Consider the following 20,336-nt stretch of genomic DNA (forward strand, 5'->3'; position numbering starts at 1 on the left):
ATCTCATGCGCCCAAAGCCTCAAGGGCCTTGGACAGCCGGTCCGAATCGACCCGATGGAAACTGTGCTGCCGACCGTTGAGCAACACGACCGGGACATCCCAGCCGTACTGTCCGGCAAGATCGTCATCGGTGTCGATGTCGATTTCACTCACGCTTACGTCCCTGCCGGCCACAGCCTCGGCGATGGCATCCCTGGCGGTTTCGCACAGGTGGCAGTCGGCGCGTGTCAGGAAGGTCAATGTGACCACTGCACACTCCTCATCGGGCGACAACAAACCCCGCCGAATTCGAATTCGAGCGGGGGCGTAGGACCGCTGCCGGTCTTACTTCTTGTTGCGACGCTGGTGGCGTGTCTTACGAAGCTGCTTACGGTGCTTCTTCTTTGACATACGCTTGCGGCGCTTCTTGATGACTGAGCCCACGCGGGTACCCCTTGTAATCGTCGGTGGAGGTGAACATCTGGTGCCCACCCTTTGAACTAACCGTGCAATTCTATCGCTTGGGCCTCTGCTTTCCCAAAACTGTGTCCAGATCCACAGCGTCGCTTCCATGATCCCCGAGGACGCGGGCTTCAGTCGAAGTAGGCGTCGAGCCCGAAGAATGGGAACAGGCTCTTTCGAGTGCCCATCACGGCACGGTCGAGTTCGGATTCGGGGTCGAAACCGTTCGTCCAGCGGGTGAATGAGCCGTCGAAGCCATCGGTCATCGACAGTGGCGCTTCCCGCCCGGTCTTCGTCTGCGCATAGTGGGCCCAACGGCCGGGACTGCGGGCGCCGGGATCGATGTCGAGTCCTGCGGAGATCGCAAGCACGTTGGTCCAGACGCGAGGCACCACGTCGATGATCGCGTAGCCCCCTCCCCCGGTCGCCAGCCATTTTCCGTCCGTGTGTTCGGCGGCGAGGTCCCGCACCCATTCGGTGGCCACCCTCATCGCGTCGACACTCAGACGCATGTGCGTCAGCGGGTCGCTGCGGTGTCCGTCGCAGCCGTGCTGGGAGACGATGATCTGCGGTTCGAATCCGCCGATGATCGCGGGGATCACGGCGTCGAAGGCACGCAGCCAGTCCGCGTCGAGTGTGCGCGGCGGCAGCGCGATGTTCGCCGCCGAGGCGGCCGCGCGCAGTCCGCCGATGTCGGCGGGATAGCCGGAGCCGGGAAACAGGAACTTCCCCGATTCGTGCATCGAGATCGTGAGCACGCGCGGATCGTCCCAGAAGAATTTCTCCACACCGTCGCCGTGGTGGGCGTCGAGGTCGATGTAAGCGATGCGTTCGTATCCTGCATTGAGGAATTCTGTGATGGCTCCGGCGATGTCGTTGTACACGCAGAATCCGCTCGCGTGATCGGGCATCGCATGGTGCATCCCGCCGGTGAAGTTCACGGCGTGGCGGTAATCGCCGGAGATGATCGCCCGCGCCGAGTCGACCGAACCCTGGAACAGCATCGCCGAGGCGGCATGCATGTTTTCGAATCCGGGAACGTCTTCGGTGCCGATGCCGAACTTCTCGGCTTCCTCGTCGCTCAGACCGGTTCCGTCGCCGATCTTCTTCACCGCCGCGATGAAGTCCGCGTCGTGGAGGTTCGCCAACGTGTCCTCTTCGACCTCGCCCACGCCGTGGACGTGGACGTTCTCGGCGTCGAAGAGGCCGAAGTCCATGGCCAGTTTCGCAGTCAGATCAAGTCTGAGGGGGTGCATGGGATGGCTGGGACCGAAGTTGTATCCGGTCACCGCATCGTCCCAGACGACATACACATCGCTATCGGCCATGAAGACCATGCTATATGGCACGGCTCACCTACGGAGATTCGCATGCTGCGGGATCTACCATGGATCTTGTGTCCAAGAACTCCACGCAGCGTCTCGACCTGCTCCTGCGCCCGGGTCGATGGGTCCGCGACTTCGTCGACGACCTCGCCGTCGCCTCGCCTGCACGACTGGCGATCGGCTCATTCATTGCTGTGGTGGCATTCTTCGCGATCATCCTGATGCTGCCGGCGAGCATGCGCGACCCCGGTTCGGTGTCGCAGGCCCAGCACATTGCCAATGCCGTGTTCGTAGCTGTCTCCTCTGTCTGCGTGACCGGACTGACTCCGGTGGTGACGGAGAACTACTGGTCTGACTTCGGGATTTCGGTCATCACTGCCGGCATCCAGGTCGGCGGCCTGGGTATCCTCACTCTCGCCTCGGTGCTGGGCATGGCGGTCTCGCGGAGGCTGGGAGTCAGGCAGCGCCTCATCGCCCAGCAGGCCACCTCGGCGCTCAATCTGGGTCAGGTCGGCACACTGCTGAAGACCGTCGTCATCACCATCTTCACCGCCGAGTCGATTCTTGCTGTGCTGATGTTCCCCCGGTTCCTCATTCGTGGGGAGAGCATCGGCGATGCGGCGTGGTACTCGGTGTTCTACTCGATCTCGTCGTTCAACAACGCGGGCTTCACCATCCACCCCGGCGGCGGTGCCTATTTCGCGTCCGACCCGTGGATCCTCTCGCTGCTCATGCTCGGAGTCTTCGTCGGCGCCCTGGGCTTCCCCGTCGTCCTCATGATCGCGATCCAGTGGAACCACCCGAAGAAGTGGGATCTGCACACGAAGCTGACGTTGACTACGACAACCGCGGTCTTGGCTATCGGCCTCCTGTTCCTCCTCATCTTCGAATCAGCCAACCCGGACACTCTGGGTGACAAGAACGCGGGCCACACGTTCGTCGAGATCCTGTTCATGGCGGTGATGCCGCGTTCGGGCGGGTTCTCGACCATTGACATCGCGGACATGAATCAGTCCTCGCACCTGCTCATGGACCTGATGATGTTCATCGGAGGCGGCTCGTCGTCGACGGCCGGCGGCATCAAGGTCACGACCGTGGCTGTGCTGGTGCTTGCCGCGTTCGCCGAGGCCCGCGGCCTGCAGGACGTGCACGTCTTCGGACGACGGCTGACCTCATCGACGATCAAGCTTTCGATCTCGGTTCTGCTCACCGGCGCGATCATCGTCTTCATCGGTTCTCTGACGATGCTCCAGATCAGCGCCCAGCCCTTGGACAAGGTGCTGTTCGAGGTGATCTCGGCCTTCGGCACGGTCGGATTGAGCTCCGGGGTGTCAGCGACTGTCAATGATGCGGGTCTGTACTGTCTGTCCGTGATCATGCTCATCGGTCGTCTCGGTACGATTACACTGGCGGCAGCCCTGTCCATGCAGGACTCGGTGCGCCTGTACCGCTATCCCGAAGAAAGGCCCGTCGTTGGGTAACGAACACACCTCAATCCTGGTCATCGGACTCGGACGCTTCGGGTCGTCGACCGCTGCCACCCTGGCGAAGCTGGGTCGTGAGGTCATGGCGATCGAGCACAGTGCCGAGCTGGTCAAGGACTGGAGCGGAAAGCTCACCCACGTCGTCGAGGCCGATGCTACGAACATCGATGCTCTGCGGCAGGTGGGCGCAGGTGACTTCTCCACGGCCGTGGTCGGCATCGGCACCTCGATCGAAGACAGCGTGCTGACGACGGCCAACCTCGTCGATCTGGGCGTGGGGCAGGTGTGGGCGAAGGCCATCTCCCCTTCGCACGGCAAGATCCTCCACCGCATCGGCGCCCACCATGTGCTCTACCCCGAGTCGGATGCCGGCCGACGCGTGGCGCACCTGGTGAGCTCGCGGATGATGGAGTACATCGAATTCGACGAAGGCCACTTTGCGGTCGTGAAGATGCGGCCACCGCGTGAGATTCAGGGCTTCACCCTCAGCGAGTCGGGTGTTCGTGACAAGTACGGGGTCACCATCGTGGGCATCAAGAGCCCCGGCCGCGACTTCACCTACGCCGAACCTACAACGCGCGTGGGGAAGCAGGACCTCCTCATCGTCGCCGGCCATGTAGAGCTGCTGGGCCGCTTCGCCGGGCGGCCGTAGGGCGGGCGGCCGTAGGGCGGGCGGCCGTAGCGCGGGCTTATGCCGGACTTTCAAAGGCGCTCGTGCGTTGAGGAGAGCTCGAGTTCGACTTCTGTTGAGCTGTCGTCCTGTCTCTGCAGCTGGGTGCGGACCTCGCTCATCAAGGCGTGGAATCTGGTCTCAAGTCCGGCCAGGAACCCCTCGGTCTCCCGACGTCTGCTGACCAATTCCACCGATCGTCCGCCGACTTCGATTCCTTGATAGTTGCCGCGCTCATCGGGACCGATACGTGTGGCAATCGAATCGGCTGACGCGTCTGCGTCGTGAGTCGACCGCTGGCTGTCAGTCACTGGCAATCCCGACGAGAACTGTGTGAGGGTCTCACCGACCTGGTTCCATTGGTCGACAGCATTGGTCAGTCGGTCCACGAACGACCGGGTCACAGTCTCCAGAGTGTCAGAGCACCGCTCGGGCAGGTCGGCCCAGCCGCTGGGACCGATGATCGAATCGAGCCGTGAGAACTCGAGCTAGGCCAGCGTGAGAAACTCAGGAACCATCTGCCATTGCACTGCGGTTCGTTCGTGCTGGAGTTCGGCGGCACGTGCTCGAAGCTCGCTCGCCTCTTCTTCAAGGGCGGTGCGGTCCTCGGCTTCTATCGGCAGGCTCATTTCCAGCCGAGTCACCGCCACACCGACGGCACGCCTGCGCTCGATCGATTCAAGCTGCGAGTCGAGGCCGGTAAGTTCTGAATGCATTCGCGCAACGCGAAAGAACTGCTCATCGTCATTGACCATCATGGGAGACAGCGTACTTTCGGGCACTGACACGAGCGCCGGATGTCGCGGACGGACCAGCCGGGCCGCGCAGTTTCCATAAGAGAGCAGGCAACGCATTGCCGGGCCGATGCCGCGACACATCACAGAGAGCGGGCGACGGGAATCGAACCCGCGTCATCGGCTTGGGAAGCCGAGGCTCTACCATTAAGCTACGCCCGCATATCGTCACCGAAACTCGCTCTCACCAGCGCAGATGATCCGCCGGAAGCCAGTTTCTGCCGGCGACTCCCCCAGTGTATATCGTCTCGCATGTGGTTCTTACACGGTGGTGCCACACAGCATGTGCAGGGGCGCCAGCACCAACGACTGAGGGGGCGGCCGAAGCCACCCCCTCAGAAGAATATCTCTCATACGGCGTGCTTACGCCGCCATACTCAGTGTTCGACAGCCTCCTCTGCTCCGAAGCCGGTGTGGGCCCGGACTGACATCTCTGCTGCCAGCTCGGGGTTCTCAACGGTCTTGTCGGTGATCGACGCGATCCAGCCGAGGATGAAACCGAGTGGAATCGAGATGATTCCAGGGTTGGACAGTGGAAAGAGCACGAAGTCGGCTCCCGGGATCATTGCGGTCTCGGAACCGGATACGACTGGCGAGAACGCGATCAGCACCAGCGCCGATCCCAGACCGCCGTAGATCGACCACACCGCTCCGCGAGTGGTGAAGCGCTTCCAGAACAGCGAGTAGATGATCGTCGGGAGGTTCGCACTGGCAGCGACGGCGAAGGCGAGCGCCACGAGGAATGCGATGTTCTGCCCTTGCACTCCGATGCCGCCGATGATGGCGACGGCACCGATGACGACGACCGTGCGACGCGCGATTTTGACCTCGGCTTCGGTGTCTTCGACCTTGCCCTTCTTGATGACGCTCGCATAGATGTCGTGAGCGAAGGACGCGGCCGCAGTGATTGCGAGACCGGCGACCACCGCGAGGATCGTGGCGAAGGCCACTGCCGAGATGAAGCCCATGAGGATGGGCCCGCCGAGGTGGAGCGCCAGCAGCGGTGCCGCGGAATTCACTCCGCCCGGTGCATTCTCAATCGCGTCGGAACCGACGAGTGCTGCCGCACCGTATCCGAGGATGAGGGTGAACAGGTAGAAGGCGCCGATGAGCCAGATCGCCCAGACTACCGAACGACGAGCTTCCTTCGCCGAGGGCACCGTGTAGAAGCGCATCAGGACGTGTGGCAGGCCAGCGGTGCCGAGCACCAGGGCCAGGGCCAGGGAAATGAAGTCCAGCGGGTTCTCACCGTACTGCTGACCGGGACTGAGGATCTCCTCTCCCACGCTTGAGCTCTCAACAGCTGAAGCAAGCAGCGTCGAGAGGTTGAACCCGTTGAGCGCGAGCACCCAGATGGTCATGGCGAAGGCTCCGAGGATCAACAGGATCGCCTTGACGATCTGGACCCAGGTGGTTCCCTTCATGCCTCCGACCAGCACGTAGATGATCATGAGAGCACCGACGACGGCGATGACGAGAGATTGGCCGACCTTGCCGTCGATGCCCATCAGCAACGACACGAGGCCACCTGCTCCGGCCATCTGTGCCAGGAGGTAGAAGAAGCACACTGCCAGGGTTGAGAGCGCAGCGGCCATGCGCACGGGGCGCTGTTTGAGGCGGAACGAGAGGACGTCAGCCATCGTGAACTTACCGGTGTTGCGCATCAGCTCTGCCACGATGAGCAGGGCGACGAGCCAGGCGACGAGGAAGCCGATGGAGTACAGGAAGCCGTCGTAGCCGTTGACCGCGATGGCTCCGCAGATGCCGAGGAACGAAGCAGCGGACAGATAGTCGCCCGAGATCGCGAATCCGTTCTGTGGCCCGGTGAAGGATCGACCGCCCGCATAGTAGTCGGAGGCGGATTTGTTGTTCTTGCTGGCCCGCAGAACGATGAACATCGTCACCGCGACGAAGGCTGCGAAGATCGTGATGTTGAGGATCGGGTTGTTCTCGACCTCGGTTACGCCTTGGGACACTTTATCGAGGCCGGAGGCGAACAGGTCTCCGATGGCGATGGCGCTCATGGGGTGGTTCCTTCCGACTGCTGCTGGAGTCGTTCACGGATCGCCGATGCTGGCGGATCGAGCTTCTTGTTTGCGAACGAGACGTAGAACATCGTGATCGCAAAGGTCGTCACGAACTGCAGGAGTCCGAGGATCAGCCCGAGGTTGATCTCACCTATGACCTTTGTGGACATGAAATCGTGCGCGTAGGTGCTGAGGATGACGTAGAAGAAGTACCACGCCATGAATCCGATCGACAGCGGTATCACCACTGAGAACCTTTTACGCTTAAGTGCTTTGAAATCGGGATTCTCCTCTTCGGCGAGGAAATCGACCCGAGTACTCACGGGATCGGTCATTGCTTCTCCATTCGAAACGTGCGTCGAGCATCAGTGGTCTGAATCACACACCCTCAAACTAACTCTCAGCTGGCGCTGGGGAATACCACCGAAAGTTGGTAGCTTGTTCACATGGATGTCAAAGCCAAGGAATCTCGGGCTCTCAAGGCCGAATCTCGTCGACTCTATGTCGAGGCCATCGACTCCCTACATCGGAGCGGGACCGGTGACGTCGTCTTCGGCGGCATGGTCGAAGAGGGTGAGGTCTGCGTGCAAGCGGTGGCCGGAGGCGCCAAAGATCGTCTGTCCTCGCTCATCGTCAGCACCGGACGTGGACTCGGTGGACGGGCGCTGACCGAAGGCACCCCGCAGCTGACCAAAGACTACGGACTCGATCCCTTTATCACCCACCACTATGACGAACAGGTCCTCGGCGAGGGGATCCAGGTACTCATCGCTGTGCCGACCCTGCGCGGCGGTGACGTCACGGGGATGATCTACTGCGGTCACCGCAAGAACTACGATGCGGCGGCCCCGCAGACGAGTGACCTGGTCAAACGCGTCAGGCAGTTGTCGGTGGATCTGGGTCGGCTCGGTCAGCCCCGTCCGCCCGAGGAACCCGTGGAGCCGGAACGTCTGTATTCCGACCTCGAGTCCTCGAGCAGGGAGGCTCTGCGCCGCACCTATGCGGAACTGCGCTCGATCCGCTCAGGGGTCGATGAGGATGAGATGCGGCAGCGACTGACCGTTGTGGAGAATCGCCTGGCCGATATCCTCTCCGGCCACAATTCGGATCTGTTCCCGAACCCGTCGCCCTCCGTCAGCCTCTCCCCCAGGGAGACCGACATCCTTTCGCATGTGGCGCTGGGATGGTCGAATGCCCGGATCGCCGAAGCGCTGGGTCTGCGGGAGTCGACCGTAAAGTCCTACCTGAACACGGCCATGGTCAAACTCTCGGCCGGAACCCGGCACGAGGCGGTGTCCGTCGCGAGGTCGGCAGGGGCCCTGCCGTGATGCTCCTCAGCCGTTGATGACTTCGGAGTTCTCCTTCTCCATTTCAAGCGAGCGGTTGCCTGCAGCCTGCACAGCCGCCTCGGCGGTGTCGAAGAGTCCTGCGTCGAGGAAGGCCTGCAGTCCGGCCAGTGTGGTTCCGCCCTTGCTGCTCACTGCCTGACGCTGTGCGCTCGGGTCCGGGTTATCAGTCAGGAGCCGACCGGCTCCGTCCGCGGTGGCAACGACCATCTGCTTAGCGGTCTCCTCGTTCAGCCCCATCTTCACGCCGGCGGCGATCATCGTCTCGGCGAGGAGGAAGAAGTAGGCCACTCCCGAGCCGGAGATTCCGGTCATGGCGGGGATCTCGGATTCGTCCAGGGCCACGACGAGACCGGCACCCGAGAGCAGGGTCCGCAGTGTGTCCACTGTGGTCTCGTCCACCTCGGCAGAGGGTGCCAGTGCGATGACGCCGTGCCCGATGGAGCTGGGGGTGTTGGGCATGATCCGCACGATCGGGTTCTGCGGAGCCAGCGAGGCCAAGTCGGTCATCGCGACGCCGGCCGCCATCGAGACGATCACAGTGGTCGAGTTCAGGCTCGGGGCCAGGTCCCGCAGTGTCTCGGCCATCATCCACGGTTTGACGCCGAGGAAGACGAAGTCCGCACCATCGGCGGCCTTGCTGTTGGCCTCGGCATCGTCTTCCAGCGAGGTGACGGTGACGTTCGGGAGGTCCTCAGCGAGTCGCTTCGCCGAGGCGGCCGAATTGGTCGTCGCGCGAACCTCGAGCTTCTCGTCGGCGCTAAGGATCCCCTTGATCAGTGCCGTGCCCATGTTTCCTGTGCCGATGGAGGCGATGGAGGCCAAATCAGACCTGCCTTTCTATGTTCGGTTGGTGCTCGTGCAGGTGTTCGTTGTGCGTTCAGGAATTCGAGTTGTCATCGCTCGTAGGTGCATCGCTGACGCGTATCTCACTCGTGTGCACGTGGCTCAAAGAGTCGCGACGGCCATCCTCGGCTTCCAGCCCCAGGTGGGTGCGGGCGAAGGCGAGGGAGTCGGCGAGCATCTGCTCGCGGATGGATTTCTTCGTCACGAAGCGTGTGTTGACTTCGACGACGACGTCGCCGGCCCAATCATGCTTGGCCAGATGTTGCAGGGTCTCGGCCACGGGCATGGTGCCCGCACCGGGGATGAGGTGTTCGTCCTTGAGCGATCCGGAACCGTCGGTGAGGTGGACGTGGCGGAGTCTGTCGAAGATCTCCGAAACGGTCTCAAGGGCGTTCATTCCCGCTGTCGAGGCGTGGGAGAAATCGAAGGTGAGGGCGTCGTAGTCCTCATCGAGGGGGTTCCAGTCGGGATAGTAGACGAGGATCTCGCGCACGCCTGCCCGCCAGGGGTACATGTTCTCCACCGCGAGGACGACCCCAGTCTCCTCCGATACCTGCCGCACCCCGTCGACGAAGCCCAGCGCGTACTCTCCCTGCCACCTGAACGGCGGGTGCAGGACCACGGTCTTCGCACCGACGGCCTTGGCGAGGTTGGCGGTGATGCGCAGCTTCTCCCAGTGGTCTTTGTGCAGGACACGGGGCAGGAACAGCAGGGTCGGTGCGTGCAGCGACATGACCTCGAGTCCCGTCTCCGCGGCGAGGCCGTTGATGAGGTCGACATCGCGTGTTTCGGCATTGTGGGTGACCATGATCTCGACACCGTCGTAGCCGTGCTTGGCTGCCTGAGCGAAAGTCTCGGCCACGGTCATCGGCGACACCGAGGAGCTGGAGAGTCCGACCCGGATCCGGTGTTCCGAACTGTGCTGGGTCTCGTGATCATAGACTTCGTGGCTGTCGAAGTACTCCCGGTGGCGTCGGGAATTGGACCGCGCGGAATTCCTCGCGGTGTACACCTTGCGTGCTGACTTCGACCGTTTCGCCCTGCTCATCTCACCCAGTTTAGTCCTCGAAGATTCCATATTCCCTCAGAAAGCATAAGCCCCGAGGGCGCTAAGCTGGATCAATGGCCGATTTCGAAGCTCGCCGGGCCCGCGTCGATGATGCCGCCCAGATTGCCGCAGTCCACATCGCAGCCTGGCAGGCGACCTACCGCGGCATCATGTCCGATGAGGTTCTTGACTCCCTCGACCTTGACCGACAGACCGACAGATGGTCGAAGAACCTCAGCGCCGAAGCGAATCAGATGTCGTCATTGGTCGTGTTACCTGAGGCCCACGATCCGTCCCTCGAGGAACGAGTTCTAGGTTTCGGTGGGGTCTGCCCGCCCCGGGACACCGCCGAGGTGCTCGGCGGGCTCCCCGACAGTTCTGGGCTGGGGCAGCTGGCAGCGATCAACCTCCATCCAGACGCGTTCGGCACCGGTGCCGGCGCCGTTCTCCTCCACGCCTTGGAGGACGAGCTGCGGAATCTGGGCTTCACCCGCGCCTATCTCATGGTCGCCGAAGGCAACGACCGAGCGATGCGGTTCTATGCCAAACACGGCTGGCACCGCACGGAGATCACCCACGTCTTCGACGGAGTGTCCCCGGCGGTGCCAGAGCGCATGTTCACGATCGACCTCGGCTGAGGCCGACCTCGGCGAGGTTCGAACTCGACTGAAGGTCAGCCGTAGAGTTCTTCGACGTCCTCGTCTACCCAAGTCTTCGACTTCTCGACGGCCTTGTTCCACAGCCGGTAGACGCGATCGACTTTGTCACCGTCCATCGACGGCTGCCAGCGTTTGCCCTCACGCCAGTTGGCCTTCACATCTTCCTCGCCGTTCCAGAACTTCACCGCGATGCCCGCTGCATAGGCCGCACCGAGAGCCGTGGTCTCGACGACCTCGGGACGGATGACGGGCACGCCGAGGATGTCGGCCTGGAACTGCATGAGCGTTTCGTTGGCGACCATGCCGCCGTCGACCTTGAGCTCGGTGAGTGCGACACCCGAGTCGAGGTCCATCGCGTCGAGGACCTCGCGGGACTGGAACGCCACCGATTCGAGAGCCGCGCGAGCTATGTGGTTCTTGTTGACGTAGCGGGTCAGACCCACCATCACGCCACGGGCGTCGGACTCCCAGTGCGGGGCGAAGAGCCCGGAGAAGGCCGGCACGATGTAGCAGCCGCCGTTGTCTTCGACCTGCTTCGCCAGAGTTTCCACTTCGGGGGCATCGGAGATGATTCCGAGGTTGTCGCGCAGCCACTGCACGAGGGAACCTGTAACGGCGATGGAGCCTTCGAGTGCGTAGACCGCATCGTCGTCGCCGATCTTGTAGGCCACCGTCGTCAGCAGACCGTTCTTGCTGGCCACAGGCTCGGTGCCCGTGTTGATCAGCATGAAGTTGCCGGTGCCGTAGGTGTTCTTGGCCTGGCCCGTCTCGAAGCAAGCCTGGCCGAAGGTCGCCGCCTGCTGGTCACCGAGGATGCCGCAGACCGGAGTGTCGATGATGAGGCCGTTCTTGGCTCCGTAGCCGTACACCTCCGAGCAGGATTTGATCTCCGGCAGCATCGAGACGGGAATACCCATCTCGCCGGCGATCTCCTCGTTCCAGTCAAGGCTCTTGACGTTCATAAGCATCGTGCGCGAGGCGTTCGTGACGTCGGTGACGTGGACTCCGCCGTTGACGCCGCCGGTGAGGTTCCAGAGAACCCAGGTGTCCATGGTGCCGAAGAGCAGTTCACCGGCTTCGGCGGATTCTTTGACTCCGTCGACGTTGTCGAAGATCCATTTGGCCTTCGGTCCAGCGAAGTAGGTGGCCAGGGGCAGGCCGACGCGGTCCTTGTACTTGTCGGGGCCTTCGTCGCCGGCGAGTTCGTCGCAGATCTTCTGAGTTCTGGTGTCCTGCCAGACGATCGCGTTGTAGACGGGCTTACCGGTGTTCTTGTTCCAGATGACCGTGGTCTCACGCTGGTTCGTGATGCCGACGCCTTCGAGCTGGTGGCGGTTGATGTCGGCACGGGTCAGGGCCTGGCCGATGGCTTCGTTCGTGTTGCGGATGATCTCCATCGGGTCGTGTTCGACCCAGCCGGCACGGGGGAAGATCTGTTCGTGCTCGAGCTGGCCCGAGGACACGATCTGCCCATCATGGTTGAAGATGATGGCCCGCGAGGAGGTGGTGCCCTGATCGACGGCGAGGATGAACTTTTCCTGACTCATTCTGACTCCTATGTCGAGGTTGTGCTGGTTGACAGGTGATTCTGTTCTGGCGAAGTTCTACTGGCCTTATGCGGCCGCTGACCTTAGGTGAAGGCGCGGGACAGCAGGCCGGCAAGGATCGCTCCCGTCAGCGGTCCGGCGATCGGCACCCACGAGTACGCCCAGTCAGAACCGCCCTTGTTCGGGATCGGCAGCAGGGCGTGGACGATACGAGGTCCGAGGTCACGGGCCGGGTTGATCGCATATCCGGTGGGTCCGCCCAGTGAAGCGCCGATGGCGACGACGATGAGGGCAACAGCCAATGGTCCCAGTTTGTCCGGGGTGCCGCCGAAGAGCAGGATCACGAAGACGAGGACGAAGGTGGCGATGACCTCGGTGACGAAGTTCCAGCCGTAGCTGCGGATCTCCGGACCGGTGGAGAAGGTGCCGAGGATGTTGCCGGCTTCCTTCTCCTCGTCGTAGTGCTTCTTGTACACGGCCCAGGCGAGGAAGGCACCGATCATGGCACCGATCATCTCAGCGGCCAAGTAGGCGACGGTGTTTCCGAAGGTCACTGGGATGCCGTCGGCGTATTCTCCAGCTCCGCTGGACCAGATGCCGAGGGTCACTGCCGGGTTGAGATGCGCACCGGTCTTGTAGGCGACGAAGACACCGGCGAAGACCGCGAGGCCCCAGCCGAACGAGATGAGGAGCCAGCCTCCCCCGTTGCCCTTCGTCTTGCCCAACACCACGTTGGCGACAACTCCGACGCCGAGCAGCATGAGCATGGCGGTGCCGCCGATCTCATAGAGGAAAATAGTACCCATATCTCACAAACTCCTATTGTTTGTCTTGCTTGCGGGTATTAAGGTTTCAGGGATTCTTCGACGAGTGCCGCAGCCGCAGCATCGTCGTGGGTGGACTCCGCAGCGATCTGTGCTTCGACGTGTCTGTTGAAGTCCGCGATTTCGTTCGCTTCTCGCTCCGCGTCCCATCCGAGGATCGGGGCGACGATAGCGGCGACCGCCTCGGCGGCTGCCTTGCCCCGATCCTTGATCTCGTAGTTGAGCCGCATCCGGCGCTCGAGAATGTCGCCGAGGTGAACGGCACCTTCCGAGGACGCCGCGTAGTGTGCTTCGACGCGCAGGTAGCGGTCGGCTCCAGGCAGCGGACGACCCAAGTCGGGATCCTCGTCGACGAGGTCGAGGATCGCCTCGAGCAGAGTGCCGTAGCGGCGGATGAGCCTCTTGACCCGCTCCTCGTCCCAGCCGTACTTCTCAGCGATGCCGGCCTGACCGCGTCGCACAGCACCGACGCCCTGAGCGCCGAGCAGCGGAACCGATTCGGTCAGTGAACGCCGGTCTTTCGCATCGTCTCCGAGGACGAAGTCGACGGCGTCCTCGGCCATCACACGGTAGGTCGTGAATTTGCCGCCGGCGATCGCGGCCAGCGCGGGCTCGACCTCCATCACCGTGTGCTCCCGGGAGACCTTCGTCGAGGCCTGGCCCTCCTTGACCACGGGTTGGAGCAGCGGCCGGAGTCCGGAGTAGACGCCGATGACGTCGTTGCGAGTCAGCTTCTCCGTGAGGATCGCGTTCGCGTGCTTGAGCAAGTAGTCGATGTCGTCGGAGTTGGCCACCGGCGAGTCGACGTCTTGGTCCCAGGGGGTGTCGGTGGTGCCGATGACCCAGTATCCTTCCCATGGGATCACGAAGAGCACGGACTTCTCCGTCTTCGAGATGATGCCGGTGCCGGGATCGGCCATGATCTTGTCCTGATCGACCGTGATGTGCACGCCCTTGGAAGCCAGCACTTTGAGGCCGGCATCGGCCTTGGCCAGGTCCTGCTGCTCCTCGGTCCAGACACCCCCGGCGAGGATCGTGCGGCGGGAATGGATGTCGAACTCGCGACCGGTCATCTCATCGCGTGCGCGGACGCCGGAGACTCGGTCCCCGTCGTGAAGGTAGCCGATGACGGACACGTGGTTGGCTGCGGCAGCGCCGTAGCCCACAGCGGAGCGGACGAGGGTCATGACGAATCGGGCGTCATCGACCTTCGCATCGTAATATTCGAGGGCACCGACCGCAGCCTCATCGGCCAGGCCGGGGAAGTGAGCGCTCAGGGCCTTCTTGCCCAGATGTCGGTGCATCGGCAGCGCGCGTTTGCGGCCTGGCCTGGTCGCCATCGTGTCGTAGAGCAGGACGCCGGAGCCGATGAAGGCCCGGTCGATGAGACGGTGTTCGAAGGGGAAGACGAAAGCGACGGGTTCGACCAGGTGCGGGGCCGTGTGCTGGAGGAGGAGGTCTCGTTCCTTCAATGCTTCGGCCACGAGTTTGAAGTCGAGCATCTCGAGGTAGCGCAGACCACCGTGCATAAGTTTCGAGGACCGTGAGGATGTGCCCGAGGCCCAGTCCTTCGCATCGACGACGCCGACCTTCAGTCCGCGGGTAGCCGCATCGAATGCGGAGCCCGCTCCGGTGACGCCTCCACCCACGACGAAGACGTCGAGCGGATTGTCGGCAGTGGTGTTCTCAAGTGTGTGCAGGGCTTCATCGCGGAACGATGGGGACAGCTCGCCAGTTCGCATTGACAGTTCGTTTCCTTCTCAGAGCGTGTGCGTTCCCACCATTATCATGCCCGGGATTCGGCATGTGGCCTGTGCACGGCAGTTAGGAAAAATCTAACAGGCAATGCGCAGAAGGGAAACACAACGGACAGAAGCGAAAGTGCTCAGACCAGTTCCACTCGCATCGCCGAGGAGGTCTCCGCGGAATCGAGCAGGTCGAGTTTGCGCATGATGATCCCTTCCCGCAGTGCCCATGGGGAGATACTCATGACGTTGACGTCGAAGATGGCGAAGGCCGCGTCGGCGACGATGGCGCCCGCGAGGATCTGTCCGGCCCGAGCCTGGGAGACTCCGGGCAGCGTCGCGCGCTCTTCGGGGATCCTTGAGGACAGGGTCTCGATGATTCCGGCGAGGTCACGGCGGAAGAGTTTGCGTGGGGCGTAGATGCCGTCGCCGCTGGGTGCCGCGCCGGCGATCCGAGCCAGCGAACGGAAGGTCTTCGATGACCCCACGACCTGATCGGCGGTGCCGACTCTGTTGATCTTGCCGGCGATGCGACCGATCTGGGAGCGCGCATACTTCTGCAGGCTGTGGATGTCATCGGCACTGGGCAGAGGATCGGGGAGGAAATCGGAATAGGTGCGACCAGCGCCCAAGGGCACGGACACGGCTGCTTCCGGGTATTCGTCCTGACCGGCCGCGATCTCAAGGGAGCCGCCACCGATGTCGAGCAGCAGAATCTTCCCCGCCGACCAGCCGAACCAGCGCCTGACTGCGAGAAAAGTCACCCGCGCTTCGTCCTTGCCGGACATCACGTTCAGCGTCACACCGAGTTGAGCATTGATGGCATCGATGAGCTCGGCACCGTTCGGGGCATCCCTGACCGCCGAGGTGGCGAACGCCAGGATCTGTTCCGATCCTTGGTCTTCGGCGATCTCCACCGCCTCGGCGATGAAGTTGTGCAGTCGTTCCTGACCTGCGGCATCGATCATCCCGTCGTCGCCGAGGTACTCGGCGAGGCGCAGGACCTCTTTATGGGAGGTGGCCGGCAAGGGCGGGGCTCCGACATGAGCGTCGACCACGAGGAGGTGGACGCTGTTGGACCCGATATCGAGGACTGCTAGGCGCATTCGTTCAGTTTAGCGCCAGATATCACTCGGCTGACCAATCCGTTGCAGCGAAGCCGAACTCGGGCGCGCGTTTGGCGAAGAACGCCTTCTGTCCCGCGGCGATCTCCTCCCGGTACGCCTCGTCGAGCCACTGCGGTGGGTTGACGGTCTCTCCGAGTTCGCCGGCCAGGACCGCCTTCGACCCGATCTGGGACAGTCGGGAGAGTCCGACGATCTTCTCGCCCATCGTCTGTGCTGCGGCCAGCGGAGTCTCGGTGACCTCATGGAAGAATCCGAGCTCGCGCATCGTCTCGAACGTGATGATCGAGGCGGTGACCAGCAGGTACCTGGCCCAGGAGTCTCCGAGCACGGTGGCCAGGCGACGTGTCGGTCCCGGTGGGTAGACGAGGCCGAGCTTCGCGGCTGTGACACCGAAGATCGAACCGGGGGCGGCGATGCGGATGTCGCAGGCTGCCGCGATCTCGGTGCCGCCTCCCACGCAGTTGCCGGTGATGGCAGCGATCGTCGTCGTCCGGGAATTGGCAACGGCCGCCTCGGCGGTCGAATTGAGTTCCCAGAAGTCGGCGAGGGCGACGTTCAGGTCTGCGATGTCGGACCCGGCGGAGAAATGCCCGGCCGCACCTGTGATCACCAGCGCCCCGATGGAGTCGTCGGCATCGATGCCGGCGATGATGTCAGGCAGCGCCCGCCACATCGGACGGGAGATAGCGTTGCGTTTTTCGGGCCGATCAATGACGAGGGTTCCGACTCCACCTGCGACGGTGAAGTCGAAACCCTCGAGATCGACCGGACGGTATGTGCCGTCAACGGTCATGTGCGTAGCCTTTCAGCTGTAGCGATTCAGCCCCGGTTTTCGGGAACCTCGCGCTGATCGTGACCGTCGTAGGCGCTCAGCGGACGGATCAGAGCGTTGTTGGCCTGCTGCTCCATGATGTGAGCGGTCCAGCCGGTGATGCGGGCCATGACGAACATGGGTGTGAACTGATCGGTGTCGAAGCCCATCAGGTGGTACGCCGGACCTGAGGGGTAGTCGAGGTTCGGGTAGATGCCCTTGCGTCCGACGAAGTCCTCTTCGAATGCGTTGTAGAGGTCGAGGAGATCGGTTGCGCCCTTGGCCGCGACCATGTTCTCGAAGGCCTTGCGCATGGTCGGCACGCGCGAGTCGCCGTTCTTGTAGACACGGTGACCGAAGCCCATGATCTTGGCCTTGTTGGCCAGAGCATTGTCGATCCATTCCGCAGCTTTATCGGCGGTGCCGACCTCTTCGAGCATCGCCATGACTGCCTCATTGGCGCCACCGTGCAGGGGGCCCTTGAGGGCGCCGACGCCACCGGCGACTGCCGAATACAGGTCGGCCGTAGTCGAGGTGATGACGCGGGTGGTGAACGTCGAGGCGTTGAACGAGTGCTCTGCGTAGAGGATCATCGAGATGTCGAAGCAGCGCAAGACCGCTTCGTCGGGAACCTCGTCGAAGACCATCTTGAAGAAGTTCGCGGCGTAGTCGAGGTCCTCGGTCGGAGCGACCGGGTCCAGGCCGTGACGGCGACGGTGGTCGACGGCCACAATCGTGGGCAGCTGCGCGTAGAGACGCTCGGCCTTGGCCAAGTTGGCCTCTTCACCTTCGACGTCTGCTTCAGGGTCGACGGCACCGAGGTAGGACACTGCCGTCTGCACCACGTGCATCGGGTGGCAGTCCTTGGGCAGATCGAGGATGAGCTGGATCAGCTTGTCGTCGATCTTGCGCTGTGAACGCTCGCGGGCCTTGAACTCGTCGAGCTGAGCCTGGTTCGGAAGTTCACCGTTCCAGATCAGGTAGGCGACGTCTTCGAAGTTGCGCTGTGCAGCGAGTTCCTGCACGGGGTACCCGCGGTAGGTGAGCGAGTTCGTTTCCTGGACTACCTTCGAAACGGCCGTGGTGTCGACGACGACGCCGGCGAGGCCCTTCTTGATTTCTTCGGTCACTTGTGACCCTCCTGTGAAAAGTTGAATACGGCTGCATCAAAATCGTTGTACGCAGCGTAGTCGATCGTGTCGTACAGGTCCGCACGAGTCTGCATTCCCTCGAGCAGGTCCACCTGGGTGCCCTGGTCGCGAATGGTCTGCAGGCCCGATTTGATCGCACCCATGGCGAGACGCAGAGTTGTGACCGGGTAGATCACGATTTTCACTCCGACGTTCGCCAACTGCTCGGTCGTGAACAGTTCGCTCTTTCCGAATTCTGTCATGTTCGCCAAAATCGGAACATCCACGCTGCTTGCGAATTTCTCGAATTCGCCGAGATCGCGCATGGCTTCGGGGAAGATCAGGTCCGCACCCGCGTCGACATAGGCCTTCGCGCGATCGATCGCCGCGTCGAGACCTTCGCCTGCGCGGGAGTCGGTGCGGGCGCTGATGACGAAGTTCTCGTCCCGGCGCCCCTTGACCGCAGCGGCGATGCGTTTGGACATCTCGGCAGCGGTGACAACCTCTTTGCCGTCGAGGTGGCCGCAGCGCTTCGGGTTCACCTGATCCTCGAGGTGCATCCCCGAGATTCCGGCGTCTTCGAATTCCTGGATGGTGCGCGCCACGTTCATGGCCTCGCCCCAGCCGGTGTCGGCGTCGATGAAGGTCGGCAGGTTCGTCACCCGGGCGATGTTGCGTCCGTGATCGGCCACCTCGGTGAGCGTGGTGAGTCCGATATCGGGCAGGCCCATGGCTGCGGAGAAGGCACCGCCGGAGATGTAGACACCCTCGAACCCGGTCTGCTCGATGATCTGAGCGTTGATCGGGTTGATGGCTCCGGGGAACTGGACGATCTGGTCACCGGCGAGGAGCTCACGGAACTTCTTCCGACGCTCGGCCGGGGTTGCGGTTGCCCCCAACATCAGAAGATGCCCTTCGAACCGGTGTGCTCGAGTCCGTCAACGGTGAAGCTGAGCTCAGCCACGCCCTTGGCGTCGAGGTTCTCGAGGTTCTCGGCCAGGTCGAGGAAGCGAGTCTGTTCGGCACCGGTGAGGACGCCTTCGGACAGGGTCTTGAACTTCTCGACGTAGTTCGCGCGGGCGAAGGGACGAGCACCGAAGGGGTGCGCGTCGGCCACTGCGATCTCGTCGACGAGAGTCGAACCGTCTTCGAATTCGATCTCCACGCGGCCGCCGAAGGCCTTCTCATTGGGATCGATCGAGTGGTAGCGGCGAGTCCATTCCTTGTCTTCGGTGGTCTCGATCTTGTGCCACAGCTGGACCGTTTCGGGACGTCCGGCACGCTCGGGAGCGTAGGAGTGCTCGTGGTGCCAGCCCTGGTCTTCCATAGCCACAGCGAAGATGTACATGATCGAGTGGTCAAGGGTCTCGCGGCTGGCCTTGGGATCCATCTTCTGCGGATCGTTCGCGCCGGTGCCGATGACGTTGTGCGTGTGGTGCGAGGTGTGGATGACGATGCGCTTGATCTTGCTCAGATCCTCGATCTCGCCACCGAGCTTGCGGGCGAGGTCGATGAGCGCCTGCGCCTGGTACTCGGCCGAGTGCTCCTTGGTGTAGGTGTCGAGGATCGCGCGCTTGGCTTCGCCTGCACCTGGCAGAGGGATGGTGTATCGAGCCTCGGGTCCGGAGAGGATCCAGGCGATGAAGCCGTCTTCACCTTCGTAGATCGGGTTGGGTGCGCCCTCACCGCGCATGGCACGGTCGACTGATTCGACAGCCATCTTGCCGGCGAATGCGGGGGCGTGTGCCTTCCACGACGAGATCTCGCCCTTGCGGGACTGACGGGTCGCGGTGGTCACGTGCAGCGCCTGCTGGATCGCCTGGAAGGTGACCTCGGTGTCGAGGCCGAGCATGGCGCCGATACCGGCAGCCGCAGATGGGCCGAGGTGGGCGACGTGGTCGATCTTGTGCTCGTGCAGGCACATTCCCTTGACCAGGTCGACCTGGATCTCGTATCCGGTCGCGATGCCGTTGATGAGGTCCTTGCCGCTGATGCCCTTGTGCTGGGCGACTGCGAGAACCGGTGGAATGTTGTCGCCGGGGTGTGAGTACTCGGCGGCGAGGAAGGTGTCATGGAAGTCGAGTTCACGAACGGCGACTCCATTGGCCCAGGCTGCCCATTCCGGGGAGAAGTGCTCACCCAGGGGCAGACCGAAGACGGTGGCACCAGGTGAGTACGGGTGGGTCTGCGCCTGTTCGCGTGCGTGCAGCGGAGCCGAGCGGCGCACCGAGGCTGCGGCCACCGAGGCGTTGTCGATGACGCGGTTGATCACCATTTCGGTGACCTCTGAATCCACTGGAGTCGGGTCTGATGCGACCTCGGCGATCTTCCAGGCGAGTTGGTCTTCGCGAGCCAGGTTCTCTGAGCTCTTGTGCGTACGGACTTCATGATTGATCATGGTTAACCCCTTCAAACATCCTTGACCGTTCAGGTCTGTCAGTGGCTGACACAACTGTAGGCTACGTCACTTCACTGTCACGGTCTGGCCAGAATTTTATCTCGACATCAAGAT

At 62.6% G+C, this 20,336-nt stretch carries 21 protein-coding genes and 1 tRNA gene; 4 read left to right on the forward strand and 18 right to left on the reverse strand.

Annotated elements, in window-relative coordinates; translation table 11 throughout:
* Window positions 1-3: 3 nt before the first annotated feature.
* The 3 genes from BSP239C_RS04910 to BSP239C_RS04920 all read right to left on the reverse strand — a co-directional run bounded on the left by BSP239C_RS04910 (window position 4) and on the right by BSP239C_RS04920 (window position 1,778).
* Entirely contained in the window at window positions 4-249 is a 246-nt protein-coding gene (locus tag BSP239C_RS04910) for a glutaredoxin family protein (RefSeq protein WP_101570515.1), read from the reverse strand.
* 75 nt (window positions 250-324) lie between these two features.
* Entirely contained in the window at window positions 325-423 is a 99-nt protein-coding gene (locus tag BSP239C_RS04915) for a 30S ribosomal protein bS22 (RefSeq protein WP_009882927.1), read from the reverse strand.
* Window positions 424-572: 149 nt separating this feature from the next.
* Window positions 573-1,778 carry an acetoin utilization protein AcuC gene (locus tag BSP239C_RS04920; protein WP_101570517.1) on the reverse strand — a complete coding sequence of 402 codons (1,206 nt, stop codon included), beginning with the start codon at window positions 1,776-1,778 and terminating at the stop codon, window positions 573-575.
* Window positions 1,779-1,828: 50 nt separating this feature from the next.
* Here BSP239C_RS04920 and BSP239C_RS04925 point away from each other — a divergent pair, with 50 nt between their 5' ends.
* Both BSP239C_RS04925 and BSP239C_RS04930 read left to right on the forward strand, forming a co-directional pair.
* Window positions 1,829-3,247 (forward strand): TrkH family potassium uptake protein, encoded by a 1,419-nt coding sequence (locus BSP239C_RS04925; protein ID WP_226830866.1) that lies wholly within the window; start codon window positions 1,829-1,831, stop codon window positions 3,245-3,247.
* Entirely contained in the window at window positions 3,240-3,902 is a 663-nt protein-coding gene (locus BSP239C_RS04930; protein WP_101570521.1) for a TrkA family potassium uptake protein, read from the forward strand. Before BSP239C_RS04925 ends, BSP239C_RS04930 begins: the two co-directional genes overlap by 8 nt.
* A gap of 50 nt (window positions 3,903-3,952) precedes the next feature.
* On the opposite strand, the gene BSP239C_RS04935 is transcribed toward BSP239C_RS04930, so the two are convergent.
* The 5 genes from BSP239C_RS04935 to BSP239C_RS04955 all read right to left on the reverse strand — a co-directional run bounded on the left by BSP239C_RS04935 (window position 3,953) and on the right by BSP239C_RS04955 (window position 7,076).
* Window positions 3,953-4,324 (reverse strand): hypothetical protein, encoded by a 372-nt coding sequence (locus tag BSP239C_RS04935; RefSeq protein ID WP_101570523.1) that lies wholly within the window; start codon window positions 4,322-4,324, stop codon window positions 3,953-3,955.
* An 84-nt stretch (window positions 4,325-4,408) separates the two neighbouring features.
* The gene (locus BSP239C_RS04940) at window positions 4,409-4,678 is read right to left on the reverse strand and encodes a hypothetical protein (RefSeq protein ID WP_101570525.1); all 270 of its coding nucleotides are present in this window, start codon (window positions 4,676-4,678) and stop codon (window positions 4,409-4,411) included.
* 127 nt (window positions 4,679-4,805) lie between these two features.
* Window positions 4,806-4,876: transfer RNA gene (locus BSP239C_RS04945), tRNA-Gly, on the reverse strand.
* Between the two features lie 215 nt (window positions 4,877-5,091).
* Complete coding sequence (locus BSP239C_RS04950; protein WP_180958929.1) at window positions 5,092-6,738, reverse strand: cation acetate symporter; 1,647 nt, start codon at window positions 6,736-6,738, stop codon at window positions 5,092-5,094.
* Window positions 6,735-7,076: a DUF485 domain-containing protein gene (locus BSP239C_RS04955; protein WP_101570527.1), complete on the reverse strand. Its 342-nt coding sequence runs from the start codon at window positions 7,074-7,076 to the stop codon at window positions 6,735-6,737. Before BSP239C_RS04955 ends, BSP239C_RS04950 begins: the two co-directional genes overlap by 4 nt.
* A gap of 111 nt (window positions 7,077-7,187) precedes the next feature.
* On the opposite strand from BSP239C_RS04955, the gene BSP239C_RS04960 reads away from it, so the two are divergent.
* Window positions 7,188-8,069 (forward strand): LuxR C-terminal-related transcriptional regulator, encoded by an 882-nt coding sequence (locus BSP239C_RS04960; protein ID WP_101570529.1) that lies wholly within the window; start codon window positions 7,188-7,190, stop codon window positions 8,067-8,069.
* A gap of 6 nt (window positions 8,070-8,075) precedes the next feature.
* Here BSP239C_RS04960 and proC read toward each other — a convergent pair whose 3' ends face one another.
* Window positions 8,076-8,912, reverse strand: coding sequence for a pyrroline-5-carboxylate reductase (gene proC, locus BSP239C_RS04965; RefSeq protein WP_101570531.1), 837 nt, complete (start codon window positions 8,910-8,912; stop codon window positions 8,076-8,078).
* A gap of 55 nt (window positions 8,913-8,967) precedes the next feature.
* The gene (locus BSP239C_RS04970) at window positions 8,968-9,981 is read right to left on the reverse strand and encodes a sugar phosphate isomerase/epimerase (RefSeq protein WP_101570533.1); all 1,014 of its coding nucleotides are present in this window, start codon (window positions 9,979-9,981) and stop codon (window positions 8,968-8,970) included.
* A 74-nt stretch (window positions 9,982-10,055) separates the two neighbouring features.
* Between BSP239C_RS04970 and BSP239C_RS04975 the strand changes: the two genes are divergently transcribed.
* A complete protein-coding gene (locus BSP239C_RS04975) occupies window positions 10,056-10,619 on the forward strand; it encodes a GNAT family N-acetyltransferase (protein WP_101570535.1) in 564 nt (187 codons plus the stop codon).
* Between the two features lie 35 nt (window positions 10,620-10,654).
* Here BSP239C_RS04975 and glpK read toward each other — a convergent pair whose 3' ends face one another.
* The 8 genes from glpK to BSP239C_RS05015 form a co-directional block, all read right to left on the reverse strand.
* A complete protein-coding gene (gene glpK, locus BSP239C_RS04980; protein ID WP_101570537.1) occupies window positions 10,655-12,187 on the reverse strand; it encodes a glycerol kinase GlpK in 1,533 nt (510 codons plus the stop codon).
* 83 nt (window positions 12,188-12,270) lie between these two features.
* Window positions 12,271-12,993 carry an MIP/aquaporin family protein gene (locus BSP239C_RS04985; RefSeq protein ID WP_101570539.1) on the reverse strand — a complete coding sequence of 241 codons (723 nt, stop codon included), beginning with the start codon at window positions 12,991-12,993 and terminating at the stop codon, window positions 12,271-12,273.
* A gap of 38 nt (window positions 12,994-13,031) precedes the next feature.
* Complete coding sequence (locus tag BSP239C_RS04990; protein ID WP_101570541.1) at window positions 13,032-14,753, reverse strand: glycerol-3-phosphate dehydrogenase/oxidase; 1,722 nt, start codon at window positions 14,751-14,753, stop codon at window positions 13,032-13,034.
* 143 nt (window positions 14,754-14,896) lie between these two features.
* The gene (locus BSP239C_RS04995) at window positions 14,897-15,862 is read right to left on the reverse strand and encodes a Ppx/GppA phosphatase family protein (protein ID WP_101570543.1); all 966 of its coding nucleotides are present in this window, start codon (window positions 15,860-15,862) and stop codon (window positions 14,897-14,899) included.
* Between the two features lie 22 nt (window positions 15,863-15,884).
* On the reverse strand, window positions 15,885-16,676 hold the full coding sequence (locus tag BSP239C_RS05000; protein WP_101570545.1) for an enoyl-CoA hydratase/isomerase family protein: 792 nt from the start codon (window positions 16,674-16,676) through the stop codon (window positions 15,885-15,887).
* Between the two features lie 26 nt (window positions 16,677-16,702).
* Complete coding sequence (locus BSP239C_RS05005; RefSeq protein WP_101570547.1) at window positions 16,703-17,824, reverse strand: bifunctional 2-methylcitrate synthase/citrate synthase; 1,122 nt, start codon at window positions 17,822-17,824, stop codon at window positions 16,703-16,705.
* Window positions 17,821-18,726 carry a methylisocitrate lyase gene (gene prpB, locus BSP239C_RS05010; protein WP_101570549.1) on the reverse strand — a complete coding sequence of 302 codons (906 nt, stop codon included), beginning with the start codon at window positions 18,724-18,726 and terminating at the stop codon, window positions 17,821-17,823. Before prpB ends, BSP239C_RS05005 begins: the two co-directional genes overlap by 4 nt.
* Window positions 18,726-20,222 carry an MmgE/PrpD family protein gene (locus BSP239C_RS05015; protein ID WP_101570550.1) on the reverse strand — a complete coding sequence of 499 codons (1,497 nt, stop codon included), beginning with the start codon at window positions 20,220-20,222 and terminating at the stop codon, window positions 18,726-18,728. The genes prpB and BSP239C_RS05015 overlap by 1 nt, the downstream gene beginning before the upstream one ends.
* Window positions 20,223-20,336 lie beyond the last annotated feature (114 nt).

The sequence above is a fragment of the Brevibacterium sp. 239c genome (assembly GCF_900169365.1).
GTDB lineage: Bacteria > Actinomycetota > Actinomycetes > Actinomycetales > Brevibacteriaceae > Brevibacterium.

Excerpts from the sequence above, each read along its gene's own strand:
- BSP239C_RS04920 (WP_101570517.1), bottom strand. The coding sequence starts at position 1,778 with ATGGTCTTCATGGCCGATAGCGATGTGTATGTCGTCTGGGACGATGCG.
- BSP239C_RS04985 (WP_101570539.1), bottom strand. The coding sequence starts at position 12,993 with ATGGGTACTATTTTCCTCTATGAGATCGGCGGCACCGCCATGCTCATG.
- BSP239C_RS04940 (WP_101570525.1), bottom strand. The coding sequence starts at position 4,678 with ATGATGGTCAATGACGATGAGCAGTTCTTTCGCGTTGCGCGAATGCAT.
- BSP239C_RS05000 (WP_101570545.1), bottom strand. The coding sequence starts at position 16,676 with ATGACCGTTGACGGCACATACCGTCCGGTCGATCTCGAGGGTTTCGAC.
- prpB (WP_101570549.1), bottom strand. The coding sequence starts at position 18,726 with ATGTTGGGGGCAACCGCAACCCCGGCCGAGCGTCGGAAGAAGTTCCGT.
- BSP239C_RS04960 (WP_101570529.1), top strand. The coding sequence starts at position 7,188 with ATGGATGTCAAAGCCAAGGAATCTCGGGCTCTCAAGGCCGAATCTCGT.
- BSP239C_RS04970 (WP_101570533.1), bottom strand. The coding sequence starts at position 9,981 with ATGAGCAGGGCGAAACGGTCGAAGTCAGCACGCAAGGTGTACACCGCG.
- BSP239C_RS04990 (WP_101570541.1), bottom strand. The coding sequence starts at position 14,753 with ATGCGAACTGGCGAGCTGTCCCCATCGTTCCGCGATGAAGCCCTGCAC.
- glpK (WP_101570537.1), bottom strand. The coding sequence starts at position 12,187 with ATGAGTCAGGAAAAGTTCATCCTCGCCGTCGATCAGGGCACCACCTCC.
- BSP239C_RS05015 (WP_101570550.1), bottom strand. The coding sequence starts at position 20,222 with ATGATCAATCATGAAGTCCGTACGCACAAGAGCTCAGAGAACCTGGCT.
- BSP239C_RS04950 (WP_180958929.1), bottom strand. The coding sequence starts at position 6,738 with ATGAGCGCCATCGCCATCGGAGACCTGTTCGCCTCCGGCCTCGATAAA.
- BSP239C_RS04975 (WP_101570535.1), top strand. The coding sequence starts at position 10,056 with ATGGCCGATTTCGAAGCTCGCCGGGCCCGCGTCGATGATGCCGCCCAG.
- BSP239C_RS04955 (WP_101570527.1), bottom strand. The coding sequence starts at position 7,076 with ATGACCGATCCCGTGAGTACTCGGGTCGATTTCCTCGCCGAAGAGGAG.
- BSP239C_RS04995 (WP_101570543.1), bottom strand. The coding sequence starts at position 15,862 with ATGCGCCTAGCAGTCCTCGATATCGGGTCCAACAGCGTCCACCTCCTC.
- BSP239C_RS04925 (WP_226830866.1), top strand. The coding sequence starts at position 1,829 with ATGGATCTTGTGTCCAAGAACTCCACGCAGCGTCTCGACCTGCTCCTG.